We start from the raw sequence: 21,420 nt of genomic DNA on the forward strand, positions 1-21,420 counted from the left end.
AGCACTTGCTTTAGCACTTGTTTGAGCGCTTGAATCGAAAGCTGAATGACTTGAATCTGGCTTTTCTGTTAATAGCCAACTCGGCAGCGATGTGACGTGCTGAGCTATTTGAGTCTTTGAGCTATTCGTTTTTAAGCTATTCGTTTTTAAGGTATTTGCTTTTAAGGTCTGCGCTTTTGTATTGGTTAATTGCGGGCTAAATTGTGGCGCAAACAAGTGCCACTGCAGCTGTTGTCGCAGCTCAGTGTGCAATGCAGATAAGCTGGAATGGGTTAACTCATCAATCACAGCGTTATTATTGATGTTTTGGTTGTAAGGGTGTTGGCTGCCCAGTAATTGCTTTCTAAAGGCGAGATCTATTTCGCTACCAGTGAAAGCGCCTATGTGCTTATTCAATTTAAGATTGCGTTTGATAGTGGCAATATTGACCTCATTCACCGCTTGGTTATCCCAAAACTGCCACAGTAGTTCCGATTTAAGCTTTGTGGTTGCCATACAATTAATACTGATGCCGATACTGTGCAGGCTGGCCCTAAAGCGCATGCTGTCATAACAGGCTGCTTGCACGGCGGTTAGCACTTGAGTATTGGCCATGTGTTTTTGCCGTTGTTTGAAGGCTGCGATAATAATATCGGGGTTAGCAATGGCAGTCTGAGTTGATATGCCGACTAAGTATAGCTGATGTCCTTGCTGGGCAAAGGAGTCAGCAGTTAATGACCATTGATGTAAAAAACTATTTGTAGTCAATGACATGGTTTGCGGCGAGACTATTGCGCTTAATGGCAATTGTACTTTTTCACTACCGAATACCGGCAAATCGTTATAATTTGCTAAATTGGGCGGCTGTGCAGGGGTGAAACTAATAGGTGCATGCTGACAAGCCTGTTGTGAGCAGATAAAGACAGCTAAGCCGATTATTTTTGCCCAGAGAATTGAATGCGACTTTTTCATAATGCCCACTCTTCTAAAGATTCAGCCATCCCTTGGGGTAACCATTCAAGTAAGGTTTTGCCCCAGCGAATGTACCAAGGCGGCAGTAAATCAAGGCGAACTTGTTTGCCGATAAAGTATTGCTGGGTGACAGTTTTAATATCATCGCTAGTGACTTGGTTTATGCGCTGCCATGGCTGAGTAAGCGGCAAGAATTTATCGCGACTGGCGGTATTTGATAAATGAATAGCCAATTGTTGACTATCAGTAAAGTTAATTAGCGTGTCATTAAGGGCAATACTTTTAAGTTGGCACAATACATTGGGCTCAATACCTTGGCTGGCGACTTGCTTAAGGATAGTACTGACTAGTTGATTAAGTTCATCTAATGAGGTGTTGGCTCTGGGGACCAATACCAGATTAGTGACGCCGTGATTGTCCATGGTTAATGGCACTGAATAACTGAGCATATGGGGCGGGTTGGCAAGGCTTGCTTTGGTTAATGCATTGGCGATATTTTGAAAAAGATAGCTTTGCAGTAATGAAATTGCCTCAAAATCGCGATCTTGTCTGCCTACCGTATGCCAAGCCAGCAATAATGCAGGCCATGGGCCGCGAGTATCGATGATTTCAGCGTGGATAGCGTTAGTCTTTGTACCTAGATCGATTTTGCTAAATTTATCTTGCGGATGAGTGGGAGCTTGCCAGTGGCCAAAGTACTTTGTTAGCCAGTCAGCACTTCGGTCATTGAGTTGGCCAACCAAGGATATTTGCATGGCATCTGGGCGGTAATAGCGCTGATGAAATGCCATGAGTTCAGCGGCACTGGCGCCTTGAACATCTTGCTTACTGCCAATGATGGCATGACCATATTGGCTGCCTTTGACTTGCGATAATAGAAACTCCATTGCCTTTCGAATGTAGGGTTGGTTATCAATGCTGGTGGCCATTTCTTCTAACACCGCGCCTTGCTGATTTTTGACCGTGGTTTCTGACAGTTGCGGTTGAATAAATCTGTCGGACTCTAAAAACAGGCTCTGCTCTAAGGCTTGAGCTGGAATAGTGACATAATAATTGGTGTAGTCGAAGTGGGTACTGGCGTTAAAACGTGCTCCAAGGGCGCTCATTTGTTGTGGGTAGCTTTCATCGGGGGCATTTTTACTGCCTTTAAACAGTAAATGCTCAAATAAATGCGCATAACCCGTTTGCCCTGTTTGCTCATTACGGGAGCCCACATTAAATTGCGAGGCAATGGCCACCGTATTGAGACTGGGTAAATTCACTTGGCGAATAATCAAACCATTATCCAGTTCACTGAGGGCGATCTGCTGTTCAAGTATTTGAAGCTTAGTTATGCCATCAGTGAGGTCACACTGCTGGGCTATTGATCTTGATTCGGTCAATGACGCTGATGTAGATGTAGATGTAGATGTAGATAGTGATGTAGATAGTGATGTGGGGGAACTGGCAATAGCTGGGCTGATGAAGCCACTCAAGGTTATTGATAGCAAGGTTACTGATAGTAAAGCAGAAATGGCAGTGATGGCTTTCAATCTATTACCCAGTGTATAAAGTGAACCCTTGATTTAGGTTACTGAGTATTGATAAAGAGCTCAAGCACTTATCAATGAAATATTCATATGGTAAGTGCTTGAATATAGGTGTTTAACAAAATGACTTATTGTTATTCGCTGCTGGCTATTGAGCGGCTATTCTGAATCGACAGGGTTAACCATGTCTTGGTTTTTTGCCTGTTGCAAGCTGTTAATTCGAGTAGGTATACCGGTGCGCTGCTCTAGTAAGCGCTTTAGTACAAATGAGTCAGTGTCAGCATTAGCTACAACAGCAGTAATTTTTTTATTTAAGGTCAATGGAAGTGGCTCAGATGAATCAAATTGCTCTTGGGTCTCAGATAATGGCTGATGCACTTCTAAATAACGATTACCATCGGGCTCAACCGTGGCTTTAATCGGTTGATTAACAAATTGCACTCGGGTGCCAACTGGCACTGTGTTAAATAGATGCTCAATATCATCTTCACGTAACCTGACGCAGCCTTGACTGACGCGCAGGCCAATACCGAAAGAGGCATTCGTGCCATGTATCGCAAATAAATTACCTACATATAAGGCAAACAACCCCATTGGGTTATCTGGACCTGCTGGCCACACATCGGGAAGGGTTTCGCCTCTGGCTGCATAAATTTCGCGGGTACGCTTAGTGGGAGTCCAGGTTGGGTTAGCCCGCTTACGGTAAACCTGAGTCACCCAATTTTCAGGGGTGTCACGGCCTACTTGACCAATACCAATTGGGAGTACTTCAACAATATTGGTGCCTTTTTTATAGTGATATAGGCGCATTTCAGCACTGTTAATCACGATGCCTTTACGCGGTGCATCCGGTAGGATCAACTGATGGGGGATCACTAAGGTGCTACCTGGTTTAGGTAAGTATGGGTCAACGCCTGGGTTGGCTTCAAGCATATTGCTCAGTCCGAGTTGGAACTGATCTGCAATGGCTTCTAGGGTTAATTTACCTTCAGGTACAACATAATATTGATTTTCACCAATTAAACGACTGTCTTTAGCGGGTAAAGCATATTCTACCGCCACCACTTGGACGCTAAACAGCATGGTAGAAACAACAATCAATTTGGCGCAAAAAGACTTAATCATAAGGTGGATGTTTTCCTATGTGAGTGATGATCACAATGGCTTTGGTGAGTGTTATCAGTGCTCCTGCAGAATAAATCTCAACATCTGATGAAAACTTAAACTAAAGTTTCGCTATTTTTATCACTGGATACTTGATCATTTTTGCGCTTATTTCAAGCTATGGTCGTTATCCAGTGATATTTTACAGTTAATATTAACTCTGCTGGCTATTTGTATAAAGAGGGGGTTTCTTTGGTTGGCCGAGTTTTAAAGCGGCGATGTAGCCACATATATTGATTACGGTTACGATCAATTAATTGTTCAATGATCTTATTGCCACGAATAGCATCTTCGAGCTCATTTTCACCGGGGAAGTTATCAAGCGGCGCTAAAATTTCCATATTGTAACCCGTGTCATCATCATTACGTTCGACAAAAAAGGGTAATACTTTGGCGCGGCCTAATTTCGCTAAGGTGGTAGCGCCAGTAATAGTCGCTGCATCGGGTACGGCATATAGCGGGATAAATACTGCACTTGAGCGACCAAAATCTTGGTCGGCGGTATACCAGATCACATCTGGGTTTCTTAAACTTTTTACCATCTTACGTAAATCACGTTTTGGTACTAAGCCTTTATTCGAGCGCAGGCGGCCTTTGACTTGTAAGTATTCCATCACGGGATTGTTGTGAGGGCGGTAAACGCCTATCCCCGGTTGGAACTGGCCAAACATTCTCGCGCCCATTTCTAACGGTAAGCAATGCACTGCAAACAGTATGACGCCTTGACCATTATCTAGGGTATTGCGCACATGCTCATCGCCTTTAATGGTCATATGCTGCTGCACTTTTTCATCAGACCACCACCAAGCGTTGATGGTATCGAATAGGGCTTTACCGGTTTCTTCGAAGTTTCTCTTAAGCAGTGCCTCGCGTTCTTGTGCTGGCATATCAGGAAAACACAGCTGAAAATTGCGCTCTGCAGTATGTCTGCGACTCGCAGCAAGTTTTAAAACCAAACGGCCTAAACCCTTGCCAAGTGTCATTTGCCAGCGAAGCGGTAATAGCTGGGTCAGCTTCATAAGAGCAACACCAAACCATAATGGCCAATGCTTTGGGTGCAATAAATGCGAGGAAAATTGTGCTTTATCTACCACGAGGAACTCATCCAAAAATCAAAATTAGTTGCTATTCTAACTTAATTTTAGAGCAAAATTAGGTACAATCACGGTTTAATATCAGCAAAAGAATAAGTTTACTATGAAGGTATCTCTTCCTGCATTCGAAAAAGCCCGTGTTTTAGTGGTCGGCGATGTCATGCTTGACCGTAATTGGGTTGGCCCTACTGGTCGAATCTCACCAGAAGCGCCAGTACCTGTAGTTAACATCAATCAAATAGAAGACCGTCCCGGCGGCGCTGCTAACGTGGCATTAAATATTGCTGCCCTTGGCGGTCAAGTTGAGCTTGCTGGTATTGTCGGTAATGACGAAAATGCTAAAGCGTTAACCCTTGGTGTTCAAGCCCAAGGGGTTGAACCTCGCTGGTTAACCGTTGCTGATAAACCAACGATTACCAAATTAAGAGTGTTTTCTCGCAATCAACAACTTATCCGCTTAGATTTTGAAGAAAAATACCCTAAAGCTGATAGCGAAAGTTTATTAAATAGCAGTGAAGCGCTGTTAGATAACGTCGATGTATTGGTGTTATCTGACTATGCCAAAGGTGCGATTGACTCGCCAATCGACTTTATTGCTAAAGCCCGCGCTAAAGGCGTAAAGGTGCTGGTAGATCCTAAAGGCAGTGATTTTTCACGCTATCGCGGTGCGACGTTAATCACCCCTAATATGAGCGAGTTTGAAGCGGTTGTGGGCCCAGTAACCAGTGAAGCTGACTTAATCGAAAAAGCCAAAAAGCTGATTAAAGATAACGATTTTACTGCTATTTTGGTGACCCGCTCTGAAAAAGGCATGACGCTGATTAGTCATGATGATGCTGAACTGCATATCCCAACAGTTGCCCGTGAAGTCTATGACGTGACAGGTGCTGGAGATACGGTTATTTCAGCATTAGCAAGTTCGCTGGCAGCGGGTAGCTCGTTAGCACAGGCTTGTTCTATCGCTAATATTGCTGCAGGCGTGGTGGTGGCTAAGTTAGGTACCGCAACAGTAACCCGAATTGAACTCATTGGGGCCTTAGCTTTAAATCAAGGCGAGTCAGGCTTTGGCGTGGTGACTGAAGATCAATTAGCTTACGCCATTGAGCAAGCGCGTCTTCGCGGCGAAAAGGTAGTCATGACCAATGGCTGTTTTGATATTTTACATGCAGGCCACGTAAGCTATCTGCAGCAAGCAAAAGAATTGGGCCATCGTTTAATTGTTGCCGTTAATGATGATGCTTCAGTGAAGCGTTTAAAAGGTGATGGTCGCCCAGTGAATCAAGTTGATCGCCGTATGGCTGTTTTAGCGGGATTAGCGTCAGTTGATTGGGTTATTCCTTTCAGTGAAGATACTCCGCAGCGCGTCATTAGCCGCTTATTACCGGATTTGTTGGTAAAAGGCGGGGACTATAAAGTCGAACAAGTGGCCGGTGGTAAAGAGGTGATGGCTGCTGGTGGTAGTGTCGAAATTCTTGGGTTTGAAGACGGCGTCTCTACTACGGCTATTATTGAAAATATCATGGCTAACAAGTAGTGAATAGGCGGGCACTGTACTTAATGGCCAGTGCTGTTTTAAAGAGTGCCGTTTTAATCCGTGCTATTTTAATCCGTGCTATTTTAGACAGTGCCGTTTTAAAGAGAGCATTTCTAATCAGTACCCTAGTGATCAGTCAGTCATTGCTGGCTGATACTCACTTGCCTTTTCAGATAAAAACCGCACTCGCCCCCACCATCTCCCCCTATTATTCAAGCTCATTTAGTTGGATGCCTATTAGTAACAAGCAGGCAATTGTGTGCGATGAAAGTCGTTACCCGAGTTGCTTGAATGCGTTACCTATTGAAGTCGTGAGCCAATTACCGAAAGACACGCAAATCAGCTCTCATTTAGGGGGTAAAACCGCAATGGTGTTAGCGGTTAATCACCATGATATCGCCGGCATTATTATTGTCAGCGCTAAGCAGCCCCTTACCCAAACGATAACCTCAATCAATGGGCATACCTATCAGTTAGCGCTGTTAGAACAATTTAAATTAACTCTATGGCATGAGGTGGGGCATTTAGAGAATATTGCCTTGGTCGGCGATGTACTTCCCAGTCCCCTTTCTGCCTATCAGCATGAATGGTTGGCGGACATGTATTTAGTGTGGCGTATTGCCCAAACGCACCCCGATTTGAATTTAGCTTGGCAGCAGTTTCATCGCCGTAATATGGATTTGATTAACAATAGACATAATATGAGCCATTGGAGCTCACCGCAGTTACACTGGTTATTGAGCCAATATCAATTTAAAGACATACAAGGCTTTGACCACTACAGTGAGTTTATTGCCACAATATTTCCGCAGCTAGCGCTATTTGATGACACTGAAATTGCTGAAATCTCCAGCCTAGTGCAACGCACATTTGGCCGAGGTGCAACGCTGGCGCTACCTAAATATATATTTTGGCGACAACAACGACTTATTGAGGTTATTTCCCCGACATTAGTCATGTTAATGGGCGAGGATAAGGCCCATAAGTGGTTGGTTGAGCAATTCTCTGAGGCGGCGCAATTAGTCAACAAAGAGGCTGGGCACAATAAGTTATAACTCTGATTAGTACTGTAACCTCGAGCTTAAACGTTATAAAAAAGCGACTAATTAAGTCGCTTTTTTATGTACTAACAATCTGTTTTTTATGGCAATGTTTTTAAGTTAAAAATGCCACTGCAGATAAACCGAGTTGTAATTGCTGCCACCTTTGATGCGGCCAAAAGCTGAGCTGGTTTCAAAAATCCCTGATCTATGATGAATACTATAACCTAGCCATGCGTTTTTCATTGGGGCGTGGTTGAACACATCTCCCAAGTTAACATCAAATGAAAAGTCTAAGTAATTTAATAGTTTTGAGGGTCGATAATCTTTTTCGTCAAGTTCGCTACCTTCAATGTAGGTGACATCAGAGACATAAGATAACCCTTCAGCAACCCCTATCCGAAAACGCCAGCCTAAATCTATGGTGTAAAAGGCTTTAACTGCAAGTACACCTTCAGCTAAGTTATCTTGTACTTCAGAGTCATGATGCCAAACAGCACCTGTTGTTAAGTATAAATCAATGGGTAAGTTGAATAAGCTATTACTGAGTGGGATACCATAGAAAAGGGAGGTCATTTGATTGTTGTAACGATCGCCTTTGGCATTCCCGGTTAAAATGTCATTCAAGTTTGAAGGCGTTGCCCAGCCGTGTGCGACTCTTAAAAATTCGCCACTTTCTTTAGGGACTGGATTGGTATTGGGCCTTTTATTATCAGGGAAAAATCCAAAGCCTAAGAAGGAGTCAAATTGATATTGATTTTCAATGGTGGGCAAGTGATAAATATCATCTTCAAGGCGGGTTACCCCAAAGTTACCCAATAGGTATAAATTACTGGCAAGGTGATAGCGAGCATTAACCCCTGCTGAAAAAGCCAATCCAGCACCGGGATCGGCTAGCTCTAAGCCATAGTAATGTTCATTGAAATCGTTGCTTTTCCATTGGAATTGGGCATAAGGATTTAATTGCCAATCACCGCCTTGCCAGTGGTATTGAGTACGAGTGTAACCATACATGCGCTTGTTACCATCACTCATGATGGCAACATCAGCTTCTAGGCCGTCTTTTTGAAAGCGGTATTGAAAACCAAAATCAAAGGCGTCAGATTGGGTTTGATTTTGATATTCTTTAGGGATGTCAACGAACCGAAAACGACTGTATATATTGACTTGATGTTCATCATTTTTCCATAAATGAACCCCGCCTTCTAAGCCGTTTAGGTAAAAGTAGTCATTTTCAAATTCAATTAATGGCATGACGTCATAGACATCATCATTTTCAGTGGCATAAGGAATATCAGCTTTACGCACGCCGATGCCAACTCCCCAAGTTGACGGGAAGTATTCAACCTCTGGAGCAGTGTGAGTATCTGCTTTGCTTGGTGGATTAACCGTTTTGGTTTGGTCATTGTCAGCGATGACAGAAAAAGAGCATGTGCTTAAGTAAACAAATGCGGTAAGTAAAGAGGACGTTTTAGGCATAGAGGGCTTACCGTTAATCATTATTAGAATAATTGTTCATACCTAGCAGGATAAGAGGCTGTAAAAAAGCTAAGTAAGCGCTAATTTTTATTTTCAGGATTATAGCATGTAGATATTGTCAAAAATGAAAATCGTCGCTGTTGTAGCAATTTTTTAACTTTAGCGGCAGCTGAACTTTGGTGTTCCACATTGATCTCGACACATCAACAACCCCTAGCCAATGTGCTGAACTTTTGGCTCTAAACATGGCTGGGAAAATGAATAATTATGTTTACCCGATTGTTTTATGCCGTACATGGCATTATCCGCTTGCTTACAAACTTGGGTAAATGAGTCTTGCTGATCAAAGCCTCTAATACCAATGCTTAACCCTAGTGATACTGATTTTTCTTCGATTGTTTGTAATCGGGTAAAGTGCTTGATTAATTGCTGGGCCAGCAGGCTGATAGTCGCGAAATCAGCAGTTGAGGTAATAATCACAAATTCATCACCACCGAGCCTAGCGATGCTGACGTTATTATTTGAGATTAAGGTTTGGCAATAATGATTAAGAGTATTACTGATTTCGACTAGGACTAAATCACCAAAATGATGACCATATTTGTCGTTAACGCCTTTAAAATTATCAACATCGATAAATAATAAACTACCTGAGTTAAAGTCTTTCTCTTGCTGCATCTGCAAGTAAGCTTTTTCAATAGCTGCGCGGTTTAGTAAGTGAGTGAGAGGGTCTTGGTGGGCAAGGCGGGCTAAGTCGAGTTCATAGCGTTTTTCTTGGGTAATATCGATATGGGTGCCCATGATCCTTAAGGGGTGTCCATCTGAGGTGTATTCCACGATACGGCCCCGATCTGAAACCCAGCTGGTGGTGCCATTTTTATGGATCATTCGATGAACGGCGCGATAAACCTCTTCTTTACCTGTGAGGTGATCTTCAAAAGCTTTGATGACCCAGTCTTTATCTTCAGGATGTAAATGGCTTTTCCAGCTAGAAATATTTGCCGCTCGCTCTTCGAGGGTATAACCCAGCAATGCGCCCCATTCTTGATTGAAAATGGTCAGATCGCCAGAAGGGATATGTTGCTCCCACAGACACAAGCCTGTGCCATCGAGTGTTGCTGAGAGCTTCTCTTCACACAGCTTTAGTTTCTGCTTAAGTAAATCATTCTCTTGGGTGAGTTGATTTAACTGAGCTGTGAGCTGTTGAATTTGTGAAGCCAATGGGTCCATCTGAGAAAATCATCCTTGTGTTAAAACGAGCTAAAGCTTGAAAAGCAATCGGTATATCCTTTGTACATTTTACTCATAAATTCGTCAAGAATGAGAATGTATGATTATTGATAACTTATTCTCCCAATGATAGAAATGAAGCGCTTATTAATAAAAAGGCCGCTAAGCGGCCTTTTTAGGGGGTATATCTAACATGTTGAAAATTAATCAGCTTCTTTTAAGCTTTGCGTCAGCTCAACAATGCCTTTTTTACCATCACCGAATAACATAAGTGCATTATCCATGGCAAATAATGGGTTAGGTAAACCTGCAAACCCTGGGCTTAATGAACGCTTAATTACCACCACGGTGCGGGCTTTATCGACGTTTAGAATTGGCATACCATAGATGGGGCTACCTTTATCTTCACGTGCCATTGGGTTGGTGACATCATTGGCACCAATGACAATCGCCACATCCGTTTGCGCAAATTGTGGATTAATCTCATCCATTTCAACTAACTGTTCATAAGGCACTTCAGCTTCTGCAAGTAGCACGTTCATGTGGCCAGGCATACGGCCAGCAACAGGGTGAATCGCGTACTTCACATCGACTCCACGCTCTTGTAAAACGTTAGCGAGCTCACGTACTGCATGCTGTGCTTGCGCCATGGCTAAACCGTAACCTGGGACAATAACCACACGTTCAGCGGTTTCTAGCATCATGGCAATTTCATCTGGCGAAGTTGATTTTACTTTACCTGCGTAAATTTCATCTGCATCGACTTTCTCGCCGCCTTCAGCCATCACACCGAATAAGACGTTAAATAATGAACGGTTCATGGCTTTACACATGATTTGTGTGAGGATAATTCCTGATGCACCAACCAGTGAACCTGAGATAATCAATACCGTATTACCTGTAATGAAACCAGTCGTTGCCGCGGCGATACCAGAATAGGAGTTCAGTAGTGCAATAACAACCGGCATATCAGCGCCGCCAATTGGCACCACTAATAACACACCCAAGACCACTGCCACAGCCACTAAAGCATACATTAAGCTGACGTTAGCAGGGTTAATGACTAGCGCAATGGCTAAGCCAAACGCAGTGATCAGCAGCAGCGCGTTAAGGATTTTATTACCTGGGACTTTGATTGGATTACCTGAAATAAGCTCTTGCAGCTTAGCAAAAGCCACAAATGAACCTGAAAGGGTAACTGCACCAATAATAATGGTCGCTCCGATAGAAATTAACGCCACCATGCTAGTAGCTGCAGTCGGGTCAAGGAAACTTGCCGCAGCAATGGCCAGTGAAGCACCACCACCAAAACCATTCAACAGTGCAACCATTTGCGGCATGTCGGTGACTTTAATTTTAGTCGCCATCACTGCACCAATGGTGCCACCTAATAGTACGCCGGCAATGATCCACTCATAGCTAAGAATGCTTTGGTCAAATAGGGTTACCACCACAGCAATAAACATACCCATGGCTGATAATTGGTTGCCACGAACCGCTGTTTTAGGTTTTGTCAGTCCTTTAATACCAAGAATAAACAGGACTGCGGCAACAAGGTAAGCCAAATAAATAATTGTTGTCATTGAGTCTATTTCCTCTTGAACATAGCTAGCATACGGTTGGTGACCATGTAACCACCGACCACATTGATGGTAGCCAGCACTACGGCGATAAAGCCAAGTACATTCACTATCATGCCACCGCCAGAACCTGCTGACAGTAGGGCGCCTACCAGTGAAATACCTGAAATAGCATTCGAACCAGACATTAATGGCGTGTGCAGTGTCGGTGGCACTTTAGTGATCAGCTCAACACCTAAAAATACTGCGACGACAAAAAGCGTCAGTAATAATAGTAAGGTCATATCCATTATGCTTTTTCCTCTACACTGGTGTCAGCTTCAGGCGTTGCTAAAGGCGCAAGACCCAATAAATCTCTTAGGCGAGCACTGGTGACTTCTTTGCCATGGGCAACAACAGTGTCTCTGACGATTTCGTCTTCAAAATCAAGAACCAGTTCACCCTCTTTACTGACGATTAAGTTCAGTAAGTTCTCGACATTTTTACCATACATTTGGCTGGCATGATTCGCTGCAGTGCTAGGTACGTTAGATGGCCCTAAGATCATCACGCCGTTGTGCATAATAACTTCATCAACGCGGGTTAATTCACAGTTACCACCTGATTCAGCCGCTAAATCAACAATGATGGTGCCGTTTTTCATGCCATCAACCATTTCTTTAGTGATAAGCACAGGGGCTTTACGGCCTGGAATGGCTGCAGTGGTAATCACAATATCTTGTTGTGCTAACACATTCGCCATCGCTTGTTGTTGACGCTTTAAAAAGTCATCACTTTGCTCGGTGGCATAACCGCCTTTGGTTTCAGTGTTTTCGGCTTCAATATCAAGCTCAACCGGTTTTGCACCAACAGAAATAATCTGCTCGCGCGCCGCAGGGCGAATATCATAGGCTTCGACAACGGCGCCAAGACGCTTAGCTGTGGCGCAGGCCTGAAGTCCCGCAACACCCACACCCATAATAAAGGCGCGAGTGGGTTTTAATGTCCCAGCAGCTGTCATCATCATTGGGAATAAACGCGGCGCTTTATGGGCGGCGAGTAACACAGCTTTATAGCCTGAAATCGTTGCCATTGATGACAACACATCCATACTTTGGGCACGGGTAATACGTGGAATAAGTTCTAAGGCAATCGCGCTGGCACCCGTGTCAGCAATTGCTTGGGCATTTTGCGGGTTAATCAGCGGGTCCATCATGCCAATCAGCAGTTGCTGAGGCTTGATTAGCGCTTTAATTTCATCGAATTGCTCACCCTTACAGTTCACCACGGTAATGATGTCAGCTTCATTCAGTAGCGCTGCTCGTGATGAAGCAATAGTGGCGCCTACCTTGACATAATCGTCGTCGGTAAAGCCTGCGTTTTGTCCAGCGCCTGATTCTACGATCACTTGTAGCTGTTTTTTTAATAATGCGGTCACATTGGCAGGGATTAACGCAACGCGTAACTCACCTGGGTGACTCTCTTTCGGTAGACCTAATTTCAAAAGGACAACCTCTTAGTTAGTGTAAATAGGGAAGGGTCGGGTCGTGTGAGTATTTAATACAACTTTGTTTTAAATACTCATTTTTTCTAAGTGCCTTTTTATGGTGCACATTTTTTTAGGTGCTTCATTCTGGCAATTATTAGGTTTGAAACAAGTAAATAATGCGCTAAATCACATTTTTACCGAGTTCAGACCCAAAAGTTTGCACTAGACCACACTTTTGTAGCTTAAAAATGCAGCTTTGCATATTCCTTAATGGAATAAAGAATCAACTTTTAGTCTTTTTTGGTTTTAAAGAATCGGAGTAATCTGATGATATTAAACTGTTATAGGGCTCTCCAATGTTGTTAAAAGAACTTTCTTCATTCGCATCGCCATTGTCTCAAGGACAAGTCGACAAGCTAAAACAGCTCACTTCTGAATTATCTGCGGTGCAATTAGCTTGGGTTAGTGGCTATTTGGCTGCATCTTCAAATCAAGGGCAAACAGCAAGTGCGCCAGAGGCTAGTGCAGCGCAAACTGTGACAATTTTATTTGGTAGTCAAACGGGTAATGGTCAAGGTATCGCTAAAGAGTTAGCTGCAAAGGCATCGACTAAAGGCTTTACGGTTAATTTAAGCTCGATGGCTGATTACAATGTGCGTCAGTTAAAGCAAGAAACCATTTTGATTGCGGTGGTCAGTACCCACGGTGAGGGTGAGGCGCCAGATGATGCCATTGAATTGCATAAGTTCCTTGCTTCAAAAAGAGCGCCTAAGTTAGATCAACTTAACTTTTCAATTTTGGCCTTGGGTGACTCAAGCTATGAGTTTTATTGTCAAACCGGTAAAGACTTCAGCGAACGCTTATCTGCTTTAGGTGCAACAGAGTTATTGCCGTTAGTTGAGTGTGATGTTGATTACGAAGAAGCTTCAGAGCAATGGCTTGAGTCGGTAATAACAGCGGTTGAGCCATTAGTTGAAACTAGCAGTGCCAGCGTAGTGTCAATTGATAGCGCCAAAGCGGCGGGTGAAAGCGAATTTACCAAGCAAAATCCTTATGAAGCAGAAGTGTTATTAAGTCAAAAGCTTACTGGTCGTGATTCTGATCGTGATGTTCGCCACGTGGAAATCGATTTAGGCGAATCTGGTATCAGTTATCAAGTGGGTGACGCCTTAGGTATTTGGTTTACCAATAACGAGGCTTTAGTCACTGAAGTGATTAGCGGTTTAGGATTAGACCCGTCAACTGAAGTTGTGGTCAGTAAAAATACCTTATCGCTACAACAAGCATTAACAGATAAAAAAGAGCTAACCCAACTTTACCCGGGTCTTGTGACGGCATGGGCAGAGCTTGCGGGGAATGCAGAGCTTAGCGCGATTGCTGCAGATAAAGAGCAAACTCGCCAGTTTGTATTAGGTCATCAATTAGCTGATTTAATCAGTTTGTATCCAGTAAAAATCGATGCCGCAACCTTAGTAAGTTTATTACGCCCATTAACACCGCGTTTATATTCAATTGCCTCTAGCCAAGCGGAAGTGGAAAACGAAGTGCATTTAACCGTGGCACTGGTTGAAGATGAGCGTGCGGGTCAAGCACGTTTTGGCGGCGCTTCGCACTTCTTAGCATCTGCAGAAGAAGGTCAGCAAGTTAAGGTTTACGTTGAACCGAATAAGCATTTTCGTTTGCCAGAAAATAGCGACACTCCAGTTATTATGGTTGGCCCTGGCACTGGTGTGGCGCCTTTTAGAGCCTTCATGCAACAACGTGCAGCAGACGGCGTTAACAGCGATAGCTGGTTATTTTTCGGTAATCCGCATTTTGAGCAAGACTTTTTATACCAAGTTGAGTGGCAACAGTACCTAAAAGCGGGTGATTTATCGCGCCTCGATGTGGCTTTCTCACGTGATCAACAACATAAAATTTATGTGCAACACCGGATTGCAGAGCAAGGTGAAGCGATTTGGGCATGGCTACAAAATGGCGCGCATTTTTATATCTGTGGCGATGCAGAGCGCATGGCAAAAGATGTCCATCAAGCCTTACTAGATGTCGCAGTTAAGTATGGTGGTTTAGATGCGCAGGGCGCTGAGGATTACCTTGAAGGGTTGCGCAGTGCGAAACGTTATCAAAAAGACGTTTACTAAATGAATACCGCATGAGTTCGAAATAAGCATAACGAAATAATATACACGCTGGTGATTTGATATCACCAGCGTCATAAAAGCATCGATAGAGGCCACAGGATGAGTGAGCAAAAGTTAGCAGTAAATGAATATTTAAAAACCGACAGTGATTACCTGCGCGGCACCATTAAAGAAGGCTTAGACACCCAAGTTACCGGTTCGTTTAGTGATGGCGATCAGCAGTTGATCAAATTCCACGGCTTTTATCAGCAAGACGATCGTGATTTACGTAATGAGCGTAAAGAACAAAAACTAGAGCCTTTATACAGTTTCATGTTACGAGCCCGTGTACCAGGTGGTATTTGTAGTCCTGAGCAATGGTTGGATGTGGATAAAATCTCATCAACGCTAACGACATCAAACAGTATTCGTTTAACCACCCGTCAAACCTTTCAATATCACGGCATTCCAAAGCGTAATTTAAAAACGCTGATCCAAGGCCTTGATAGAGCGGCGTTAGATTCTATTGCGGCCTGTGGTGACGTTAACCGTAACGTAATGTGTAACCCAAACCCTGTTGAATCTAAGTTACATCAACAGGCTTATGCAGTGGCTAAAGAGTTGTCAGATCATTTATTGCCTCATACTCACGCCTATGCTGAAATTTGGTTAGATAAAGAAAAGCTGCTTGATACTGAAACTAACGAACCTGTGTACGGTAAAACCTACTTGCCACGTAAATTTAAAATGGCTGTAGCAGTACCCCCAGACAATGATGTTGATGTTTATACCAATGACTTAGGTTTTATTGCCATCGCTGAAGCGGGTGAGTTAGTCGGATTTAATTTAGTTGCTGGTGGCGGTATGGGCTCAACTCATGGTGAAGTGGAAACCTTCCCACGTCTAGCGGATGATTTTGGCTTTATTAAAACTGACGATGTGATTAAATTCGCTGAAGCTGTTATGACAGTTCAGCGTGACTGGGGTAACCGTGTCAATCGTAAGCGTTCACGTTTGAAGTACACCATTGTCGATCATGGCGTTGCAGAATTTAAAGCAGAAGTTGAAAAGCGTGCAGGGGTGAGTTTTGAACCTAAACGTGAGGTAGTGATTGGCGATCGCGGCGACCGTTATGGTTGGGTTCAAGGCTTAGATAACAACTGGCATTTAACCTTGTTCATTGAAAGTGGTCGTATTAAAGATGAGCCAGGTCAGACGCTGCAAACAGGCTTAAGAGAAATCGCCAAAATCCATAAAGGTGATTTTAGAATGACCTCTAACCAGAACATGATTATTGCTGGGGTTGCAGAAGAAGATAAAGCTGCGATTGAAGATTTAGCCCGTAAGCATGGCTTTTTTGGCAAGGTTATCAGTCAAACCCGCGGCCATTCAATTGCCTGCGTGGCGCTGCCTACCTGTCCATTAGCCATGGCCGAAGCGGAGCGATATTTCCCAGAGTTTATTGACCATATTGATGCGCTGCAAGCTAAGCATGGTATTAGCGAGCAAGCCATTGTGGTGAGAATGACAGGTTGCCCTAATGGCTGTGCGAGACCGTTCGCAGCCGAAATTGGTTTAGTAGGTAAAGCGCCGGGACGTTATAACTTGTATTTAGGTGCAAGCTTTGAAGGCACACGCCTTAATAAAATGTACAAAGAGAATATTCAAGAAGCTGAAATTTTAACTGAGTTAGACAGATTATTCGGCTTGTATGTACTTGAGCGTGATGCAGGTGAAACCTTCGGTAACTTTACAGTTCGCTTTGGCATAATTAAAGCCGTGAACGATGCCGCTGTAGATTTTCATGGCTAACGGGTTAGCAACAGAGGTCATTACGATGATTAATCACAATGAGTTGCAAGCACTATTATCAGCTCCCAAGTCTGAGCAAAAAATAGTGCTAGAAAAAGTGAATCGCTTTTTAGCCGATTTAACCGCGCAAGAGCGAGTCACTTGGGGATTAGCTTTTTTGCCTGGCGAACATGCTTTATCGTCAAGTTTTGGTATTCAAGCTGCGGTTATGTTGCATATGGTAAGCCAAGCGCAGACAGATATTCCGGTGATATTGACGGATACAGGATACTTGTTTGCTGAAACCTATCAATTTATTGATGAGTTAACCCAAAGACTAGATTTAAATCTACAAGTATTTCGCGCCCAGCAGTCATCTGCATGGCAAGAAGCACGTTACGGTAAGCTTTGGGAGCAAGATCTCGAAGGCTTAGAAAAGTATAATCGCATCAATAAAGTGGAGCCTATGCAACGTGCTTTGGCTGAGCTAAATGTCGGCACTTGGTTTGCCGGGCTACGTCGCTCGCAAGCCAGTAGCCGTGAAGCGCTGCCCATTTTAGCTATTCATGGTGATAAATATAAGCTACTGCCCATCATTGATTGGAGTAACAAAGATGTCCATGAATACCTCACTGAGCATCAATTACCTTATCATCCACTTTGGGAGCAAGGGTACGTGTCTGTGGGTGATACTCACTCAAGCAAGCCGCTTGAGCTTGGCATGAGCGAAGAAGAAACCCGTTTTAATGGCTTGAAGCGTGAATGTGGATTACATTACGAAATTTAGCCAATTGCAGGTTAGTCATTTGGTTATAAAAAATATCAGTCCAATGAGGCTGATATTTTTTTGAGTTTAATATTTTTGGGATTCAATAAAAGTGTCAATAGGGATGTTGAACGCAATATATGGGTCGCTAAGGTTAATATTTACTGCTAATGCGAGCGCTTATTATTAATAGCTAACATTGCTTTCGACCAAAGTATTAAAACCAATGACTGATATTTACCTCTGTTGCTTTATATCGTGATATTTAGCCAAAAACAATTAGGCATTTGTTAATTCTATAGTCTAAATTTAGAAGTTCCCGTAGATGGTTTTGTCGACACTTTAGGCATGTTTTTGCACGCCACGTACCTCCAAAGCCTCGCTCGTAAAACGAGTGTGTAGTGATTGGCTTGCTAGCGTAAGCATAATCTTTTGGTTGTCTCGGTTAGCCATCATTGGCTAGCCGAGAAACCAACCTTTCATCGATATCGCTATCTTCATGGTTTATTTATCCTATCTTTTTGGCACCTGCTTAACCTTTTATTAGACTTTTAAACCTTATAAACAATTGCTTAACTCGGTTATTGCTTATCAAACCCCAAGCCACTTTTATCGAGGCATTATTTTATTTGCAAATTAAAAGTGTGCTAAGTTATCGCTATGCTTGATCAAATTGAGTTATCGGCATTAACTAAGCATTTACTCTCAAGGAAGAGTGACTTGTTATTACTTACATGTGAATTATGGAGCACAAATAAATGAAAAAACTGGCTATCGCAGTTGCCATTGCCGCTGCTGGTGCAGGCGCATACATGCTATCGAACAACGATGGTGTCACCACAACTGATAACGACATGCTCGCGTATATCCCAGCAGATACCTTACTTTTTTCAGGACAACTCACCCCGTTTCCGTTAGAAGATTATTTGTATTCAATGCCTATGGGGCAAAACGGTGCTGCCCAACTAGAGCAAATTGAGCTGGCTGGCCCATATTCAAGTGCCCAAGAGGGATTTTTTGTCAGTTTATATAAAAGTTATTTAACTAGCCTTGAAGACCCTGAACTGTTTTTAACAACCTTTGGTTTGCCTGCCAAGATTGAGTCATATACCTACACGCTAGGGGCGTTGCCTGTTTTTAAGGTGCAAGTCACTGATGAACAGGCTATTTGGAAAGTATTGGACAAAGCGTCAGAAGAAAGCGGTTTAGCCCACACCACGGCAACCATTGAAGGCCTTGAGTATCGTGCTTATTCACTTATTGATGACGATGAATCGATTGATTTAGTTGTTGCCCAGCAAGATGGCTGGTTAACAGTAACCTTAAATACCTCCTTCAATAAACCAGAATTATTAGCAACGGCGCTGGGATTATCCAAAGTTGATAATCCAATTAGTGACAGTGGCATTGTTGAAGATATCATTAAGACTCATGGTTTTTTAAACGACAGTATAAGCTTTATAAACCATGTGGAATTAGTGAAAGGATTAACCTCAACTGATGGCAATATGCTGGCTAAACAGTTATCTAAATTAGGCGAGTTAGATGGCACTGGCAGTGATCCTTTTGCAGAGTTTAAAACGGCTGAGTGTCAAACAGAGCTTGATGCTATCGCTGCAAATTGGCCGCGCACGGTTATGGGCTTAAAAGCATTTAATGTTAGCCGTAAACAAGCGCAGTTTGATGCCCAAATGGTGGTTGAATCTAACAACCAAGTGATATTAGGTGCATTTAATAAAATGCGTGGTTTTATTCCTAGTTTCACTAATAGCCTAACTGACAATGCCATGTCCATAGCACTGGGGCTTGATGCGGCGCAATTAGCACCAGCATTAACTGAAATTTGGCAAGATTTACAAACGCCCAGTTATCAGTGTGAAGCACTAGCGCAAATGCAATATGAAATCAGCGGCCAAAATCCGGCAATGCTTGGCATGATGACAGGCATGGCCAATGGGGTTAAGGGCATGAGTGCCACCATAGTCGACTTTTCGTTAACTGACGAAAATGGTGAGCCTGGCTTTAAGCACCTAGATGCACTGATTAGCTTATCGGCTGAAAACCCAGAAATGCTATTAAACATGATTAAGCCATTTGTGCCTCAGTTAGCCCAAGTTCAACTGGAGACTAATGGTGATCCCATCGATGTGTCTTCATTGCTAATGCTGCCACCTTCAATGGGGGTAAGCGCTCAAATGGCTATTAAAGATCAGCACATTGTGATTTATAGTGGTGATAAAGGTGAGGATTTAGCTAATAAGCTGGCTAAAGAACCGCTGGTCGCTAATGGCTTAGCGAATATGTCGATTGATTATCAAAAAGTGCTGAAACCGGTATTTTCACTCATTGAAGAAAGCGGTGAGCAAGTGCCAGAAGAACTAGAAATGCTCAAAGATTATGACATGCGCATGCAGGTAAACTTGGATATTACCGATAAAGGTATTTCAATCTCTACTCGCGGTGATAGTAAAGCTTACTAAGTTGCTAACAAGCTAGTCGGGTATTGATAACAAAAAAGGTGAACTGTATATAACTGCAGCTTCACCTTTTTTATTGTTGTTTTTATGGTTGTTTTTATTGTTTGTGATGGCCTATTTTAAAGAATATCACCAATCGAAACCCCGATCCCAATGCGCTGATTATGATGATTATAGTCAATCATACTTTCGCCATAGCCATTAAAGTACTGGGTATATAAGCGTAAATTGCCTAATATCGGATAGCTCCAAGTAAACTCAATGGAGCCTTTATTTGGGTGTTGTAAATTATTGCGCCCCATTAAGGTAAACATATGCTCATCAAGGCCATAGACGGCTGTTAACTCAAAGTTGCCCATATAGTCTTCAATATCGGGGTTGTCATCACCCTCAGGCGAGCTGGGTGTTGCTTTTTCATCTTCAGGGATCCGCCACCACGCCTTTAGACCTAATGCAAAAGGGCCTCTATCAAATACCATGGTGCCGTAAATTCGATTCCAACTGCGTGAAAGTGAACCAGATTGACCATTAGATTGATGCACAGCCCCTACACCCCAAAACGAATTTGTTAACCCTGCCACTTGCCAGTCATTATTGAATAGCATGAACATTTCCGGTTCATGATTAGTTTCTCTAAAAGGGGAGGAAATTTCTTTATTATAGACTTGCCAGTAAGACTGGTTGGTATAGGCGAAATAGAGGTGGCCATTGTCGCCAAAAACGTTATACCACAGCGGGAATTTAAAGCTTATCTGAAACTTAGCCTCAGCGTTATCGATGACTTCTTCATTGTCGTCATTGGTTGTAAAGTTTGTATATGGGTCAGTGTTAGGGTTGTCATTATAGGTGTATGGCAAAATGTAATTAACTTTATGGGGGGTAATGACAAAGCGCTCCTCTGAAGTTTTAAGCTCGTCTTTTACTCTTTCATCAACGAGTGAGTCTTCAGCTAAAGCCACTTGGCTTACTCCTAAACCAATGGCTGCGCTAAACCATAATCGGATCCATGTTGGTTTCATTAAAAGCTCCCTTTAATTATATTTTTCTAGACTAACACTATGGTTAAAAATGAAAAGTACTGATGATTTGAGCTTGGGCTTTGTATGGTAACTGTGCAGCTAGTTTACCAAGGTTTTTAAATGCCACTTAATAGGTCTCATATAACTAAATGGAATAAAAGCTAAGTATTATCTATTA

General features: G+C 42.9%; 16 protein-coding genes and 1 pseudogene. 7 read left to right on the top strand and 10 right to left on the bottom strand.

The window, feature by feature from the left end; all coding sequences use genetic code 11:
- Window positions 1–951, bottom strand: a pseudogene (locus BCU94_RS19680) (hypothetical protein); the annotation flags it as partial.
- Complete coding sequence (locus BCU94_RS15700; RefSeq protein WP_133149796.1) at window positions 948–2,228, bottom strand: pitrilysin family protein; 1,281 nt, start codon at window positions 2,226–2,228, stop codon at window positions 948–950. The gene BCU94_RS15700 and the pseudogene BCU94_RS19680, both read right to left, overlap by 4 nt.
- Window positions 2,229–2,283: 55 nt before the next feature.
- On the opposite strand from BCU94_RS15700, the gene BCU94_RS19550 reads away from it, so the two are divergent.
- Entirely contained in the window at window positions 2,284–2,502 is a 219-nt protein-coding gene (locus BCU94_RS19550; protein ID WP_133126617.1) for a hypothetical protein, read from the top strand.
- Window positions 2,503–2,639: 137 nt separating this feature from the next.
- Here the strand turns inward: BCU94_RS19550 and BCU94_RS15705 are convergent, their stop codons facing one another.
- Both BCU94_RS15705 and BCU94_RS15710 read right to left on the bottom strand, forming a co-directional pair.
- A complete protein-coding gene (locus BCU94_RS15705; RefSeq protein ID WP_102476912.1) occupies window positions 2,640–3,605 on the bottom strand; it encodes a L,D-transpeptidase family protein in 966 nt (321 codons plus the stop codon).
- A gap of 206 nt (window positions 3,606–3,811) precedes the next feature.
- Entirely contained in the window at window positions 3,812–4,738 is a 927-nt protein-coding gene (locus tag BCU94_RS15710; protein WP_102476913.1) for an LpxL/LpxP family Kdo(2)-lipid IV(A) lauroyl/palmitoleoyl acyltransferase, read from the bottom strand.
- 103 nt (window positions 4,739–4,841) lie between these two features.
- On the opposite strand from BCU94_RS15710, the gene hldE reads away from it, so the two are divergent.
- Together hldE and BCU94_RS15720 are read left to right on the top strand one after the other, a co-directional pair.
- Window positions 4,842–6,272, top strand: coding sequence for a bifunctional D-glycero-beta-D-manno-heptose-7-phosphate kinase/D-glycero-beta-D-manno-heptose 1-phosphate adenylyltransferase HldE (gene hldE / locus BCU94_RS15715; RefSeq protein ID WP_102438437.1), 1,431 nt, complete (start codon window positions 4,842–4,844; stop codon window positions 6,270–6,272).
- Window positions 6,273–6,295: 23 nt separating this feature from the next.
- Entirely contained in the window at window positions 6,296–7,327 is a 1,032-nt protein-coding gene (locus tag BCU94_RS15720; protein WP_102476914.1) for a hypothetical protein, read from the top strand.
- A 105-nt stretch (window positions 7,328–7,432) separates the two neighbouring features.
- Here BCU94_RS15720 and BCU94_RS15725 read toward each other — a convergent pair whose 3' ends face one another.
- From BCU94_RS15725 to BCU94_RS15745, 5 genes are all read right to left on the bottom strand, one after another.
- Window positions 7,433–8,791, bottom strand: coding sequence for a MipA/OmpV family protein (locus BCU94_RS15725; RefSeq protein ID WP_102476946.1), 1,359 nt, complete (start codon window positions 8,789–8,791; stop codon window positions 7,433–7,435).
- Between the two features lie 213 nt (window positions 8,792–9,004).
- On the bottom strand, window positions 9,005–10,021 hold the full coding sequence (locus BCU94_RS15730; RefSeq protein WP_102476915.1) for a sensor domain-containing diguanylate cyclase: 1,017 nt from the start codon (window positions 10,019–10,021) through the stop codon (window positions 9,005–9,007).
- 203 nt (window positions 10,022–10,224) lie between these two features.
- Complete coding sequence (locus tag BCU94_RS15735; protein WP_076540751.1) at window positions 10,225–11,604, bottom strand: NAD(P)(+) transhydrogenase (Re/Si-specific) subunit beta; 1,380 nt, start codon at window positions 11,602–11,604, stop codon at window positions 10,225–10,227.
- 5 nt (window positions 11,605–11,609) lie between these two features.
- A complete protein-coding gene (locus BCU94_RS15740) occupies window positions 11,610–11,885 on the bottom strand; it encodes an NAD(P) transhydrogenase subunit alpha (RefSeq protein WP_102438475.1) in 276 nt (91 codons plus the stop codon).
- 5 nt (window positions 11,886–11,890) lie between these two features.
- Window positions 11,891–13,084, bottom strand: coding sequence for a Re/Si-specific NAD(P)(+) transhydrogenase subunit alpha (locus BCU94_RS15745; protein ID WP_102438441.1), 1,194 nt, complete (start codon window positions 13,082–13,084; stop codon window positions 11,891–11,893).
- Window positions 13,085–13,425: 341 nt separating this feature from the next.
- Between BCU94_RS15745 and BCU94_RS15750 the strand changes: the two genes are divergently transcribed.
- From BCU94_RS15750 to BCU94_RS15765, 4 genes are all read left to right on the top strand, one after another.
- On the top strand, window positions 13,426–15,210 hold the full coding sequence (locus BCU94_RS15750) for an assimilatory sulfite reductase (NADPH) flavoprotein subunit (RefSeq protein WP_102476916.1): 1,785 nt from the start codon (window positions 13,426–13,428) through the stop codon (window positions 15,208–15,210).
- Between the two features lie 99 nt (window positions 15,211–15,309).
- On the top strand, window positions 15,310–17,001 hold the full coding sequence (cysI, locus tag BCU94_RS15755; protein WP_102476917.1) for an assimilatory sulfite reductase (NADPH) hemoprotein subunit: 1,692 nt from the start codon (window positions 15,310–15,312) through the stop codon (window positions 16,999–17,001).
- Window positions 16,994–17,767: a phosphoadenylyl-sulfate reductase gene (locus tag BCU94_RS15760; RefSeq protein ID WP_102476918.1), complete on the top strand. Its 774-nt coding sequence runs from the start codon at window positions 16,994–16,996 to the stop codon at window positions 17,765–17,767. The genes cysI and BCU94_RS15760 overlap by 8 nt, the downstream gene beginning before the upstream one ends.
- Before the next feature lie 737 nt (window positions 17,768–18,504).
- Window positions 18,505–20,226 carry a hypothetical protein gene (locus BCU94_RS15765; RefSeq protein ID WP_102476919.1) on the top strand — a complete coding sequence of 574 codons (1,722 nt, stop codon included), beginning with the start codon at window positions 18,505–18,507 and terminating at the stop codon, window positions 20,224–20,226.
- Between the two features lie 116 nt (window positions 20,227–20,342).
- On the opposite strand, the gene BCU94_RS15770 is transcribed toward BCU94_RS15765, so the two are convergent.
- The gene (locus tag BCU94_RS15770; RefSeq protein ID WP_102438451.1) at window positions 20,343–21,242 is read right to left on the bottom strand and encodes a phospholipase A; all 900 of its coding nucleotides are present in this window, start codon (window positions 21,240–21,242) and stop codon (window positions 20,343–20,345) included.
- Window positions 21,243–21,420 lie beyond the last annotated feature (178 nt).

The sequence above is a fragment of the Shewanella sp. 10N.286.52.C2 genome, from assembly GCF_002874545.1.
Taxonomy (GTDB): domain Bacteria; phylum Pseudomonadota; class Gammaproteobacteria; order Enterobacterales; family Shewanellaceae; genus Shewanella.

Bases quoted from the DNA above. Each gene is read 5' to 3' on its own strand.
- hldE (WP_102438437.1), top strand. From the start codon at position 4,842: ATGAAGGTATCTCTTCCTGCATTCGAAAAAGCCCGTGTTTTAGTGGTC.
- BCU94_RS19550 (WP_133126617.1), top strand. From the start codon at position 2,284: ATGCCATCAGTGAGGTCACACTGCTGGGCTATTGATCTTGATTCGGTC.
- BCU94_RS15750 (WP_102476916.1), top strand. From the start codon at position 13,426: ATGTTGTTAAAAGAACTTTCTTCATTCGCATCGCCATTGTCTCAAGGA.
- BCU94_RS15765 (WP_102476919.1), top strand. From the start codon at position 18,505: ATGAAAAAACTGGCTATCGCAGTTGCCATTGCCGCTGCTGGTGCAGGC.
- BCU94_RS15735 (WP_076540751.1), bottom strand. From the start codon at position 11,604: ATGACAACAATTATTTATTTGGCTTACCTTGTTGCCGCAGTCCTGTTT.
- BCU94_RS15730 (WP_102476915.1), bottom strand. From the start codon at position 10,021: ATGGACCCATTGGCTTCACAAATTCAACAGCTCACAGCTCAGTTAAAT.
- BCU94_RS15740 (WP_102438475.1), bottom strand. From the start codon at position 11,885: ATGACCTTACTATTATTACTGACGCTTTTTGTCGTCGCAGTATTTTTA.
- cysI (WP_102476917.1), top strand. From the start codon at position 15,310: ATGAGTGAGCAAAAGTTAGCAGTAAATGAATATTTAAAAACCGACAGT.
- BCU94_RS15725 (WP_102476946.1), bottom strand. From the start codon at position 8,791: ATGCCTAAAACGTCCTCTTTACTTACCGCATTTGTTTACTTAAGCACA.
- BCU94_RS15770 (WP_102438451.1), bottom strand. From the start codon at position 21,242: ATGAAACCAACATGGATCCGATTATGGTTTAGCGCAGCCATTGGTTTA.
- BCU94_RS15760 (WP_102476918.1), top strand. From the start codon at position 16,994: ATGGCTAACGGGTTAGCAACAGAGGTCATTACGATGATTAATCACAAT.
- BCU94_RS15705 (WP_102476912.1), bottom strand. From the start codon at position 3,605: ATGATTAAGTCTTTTTGCGCCAAATTGATTGTTGTTTCTACCATGCTG.
- BCU94_RS15720 (WP_102476914.1), top strand. From the start codon at position 6,296: ATGGCCAGTGCTGTTTTAAAGAGTGCCGTTTTAATCCGTGCTATTTTA.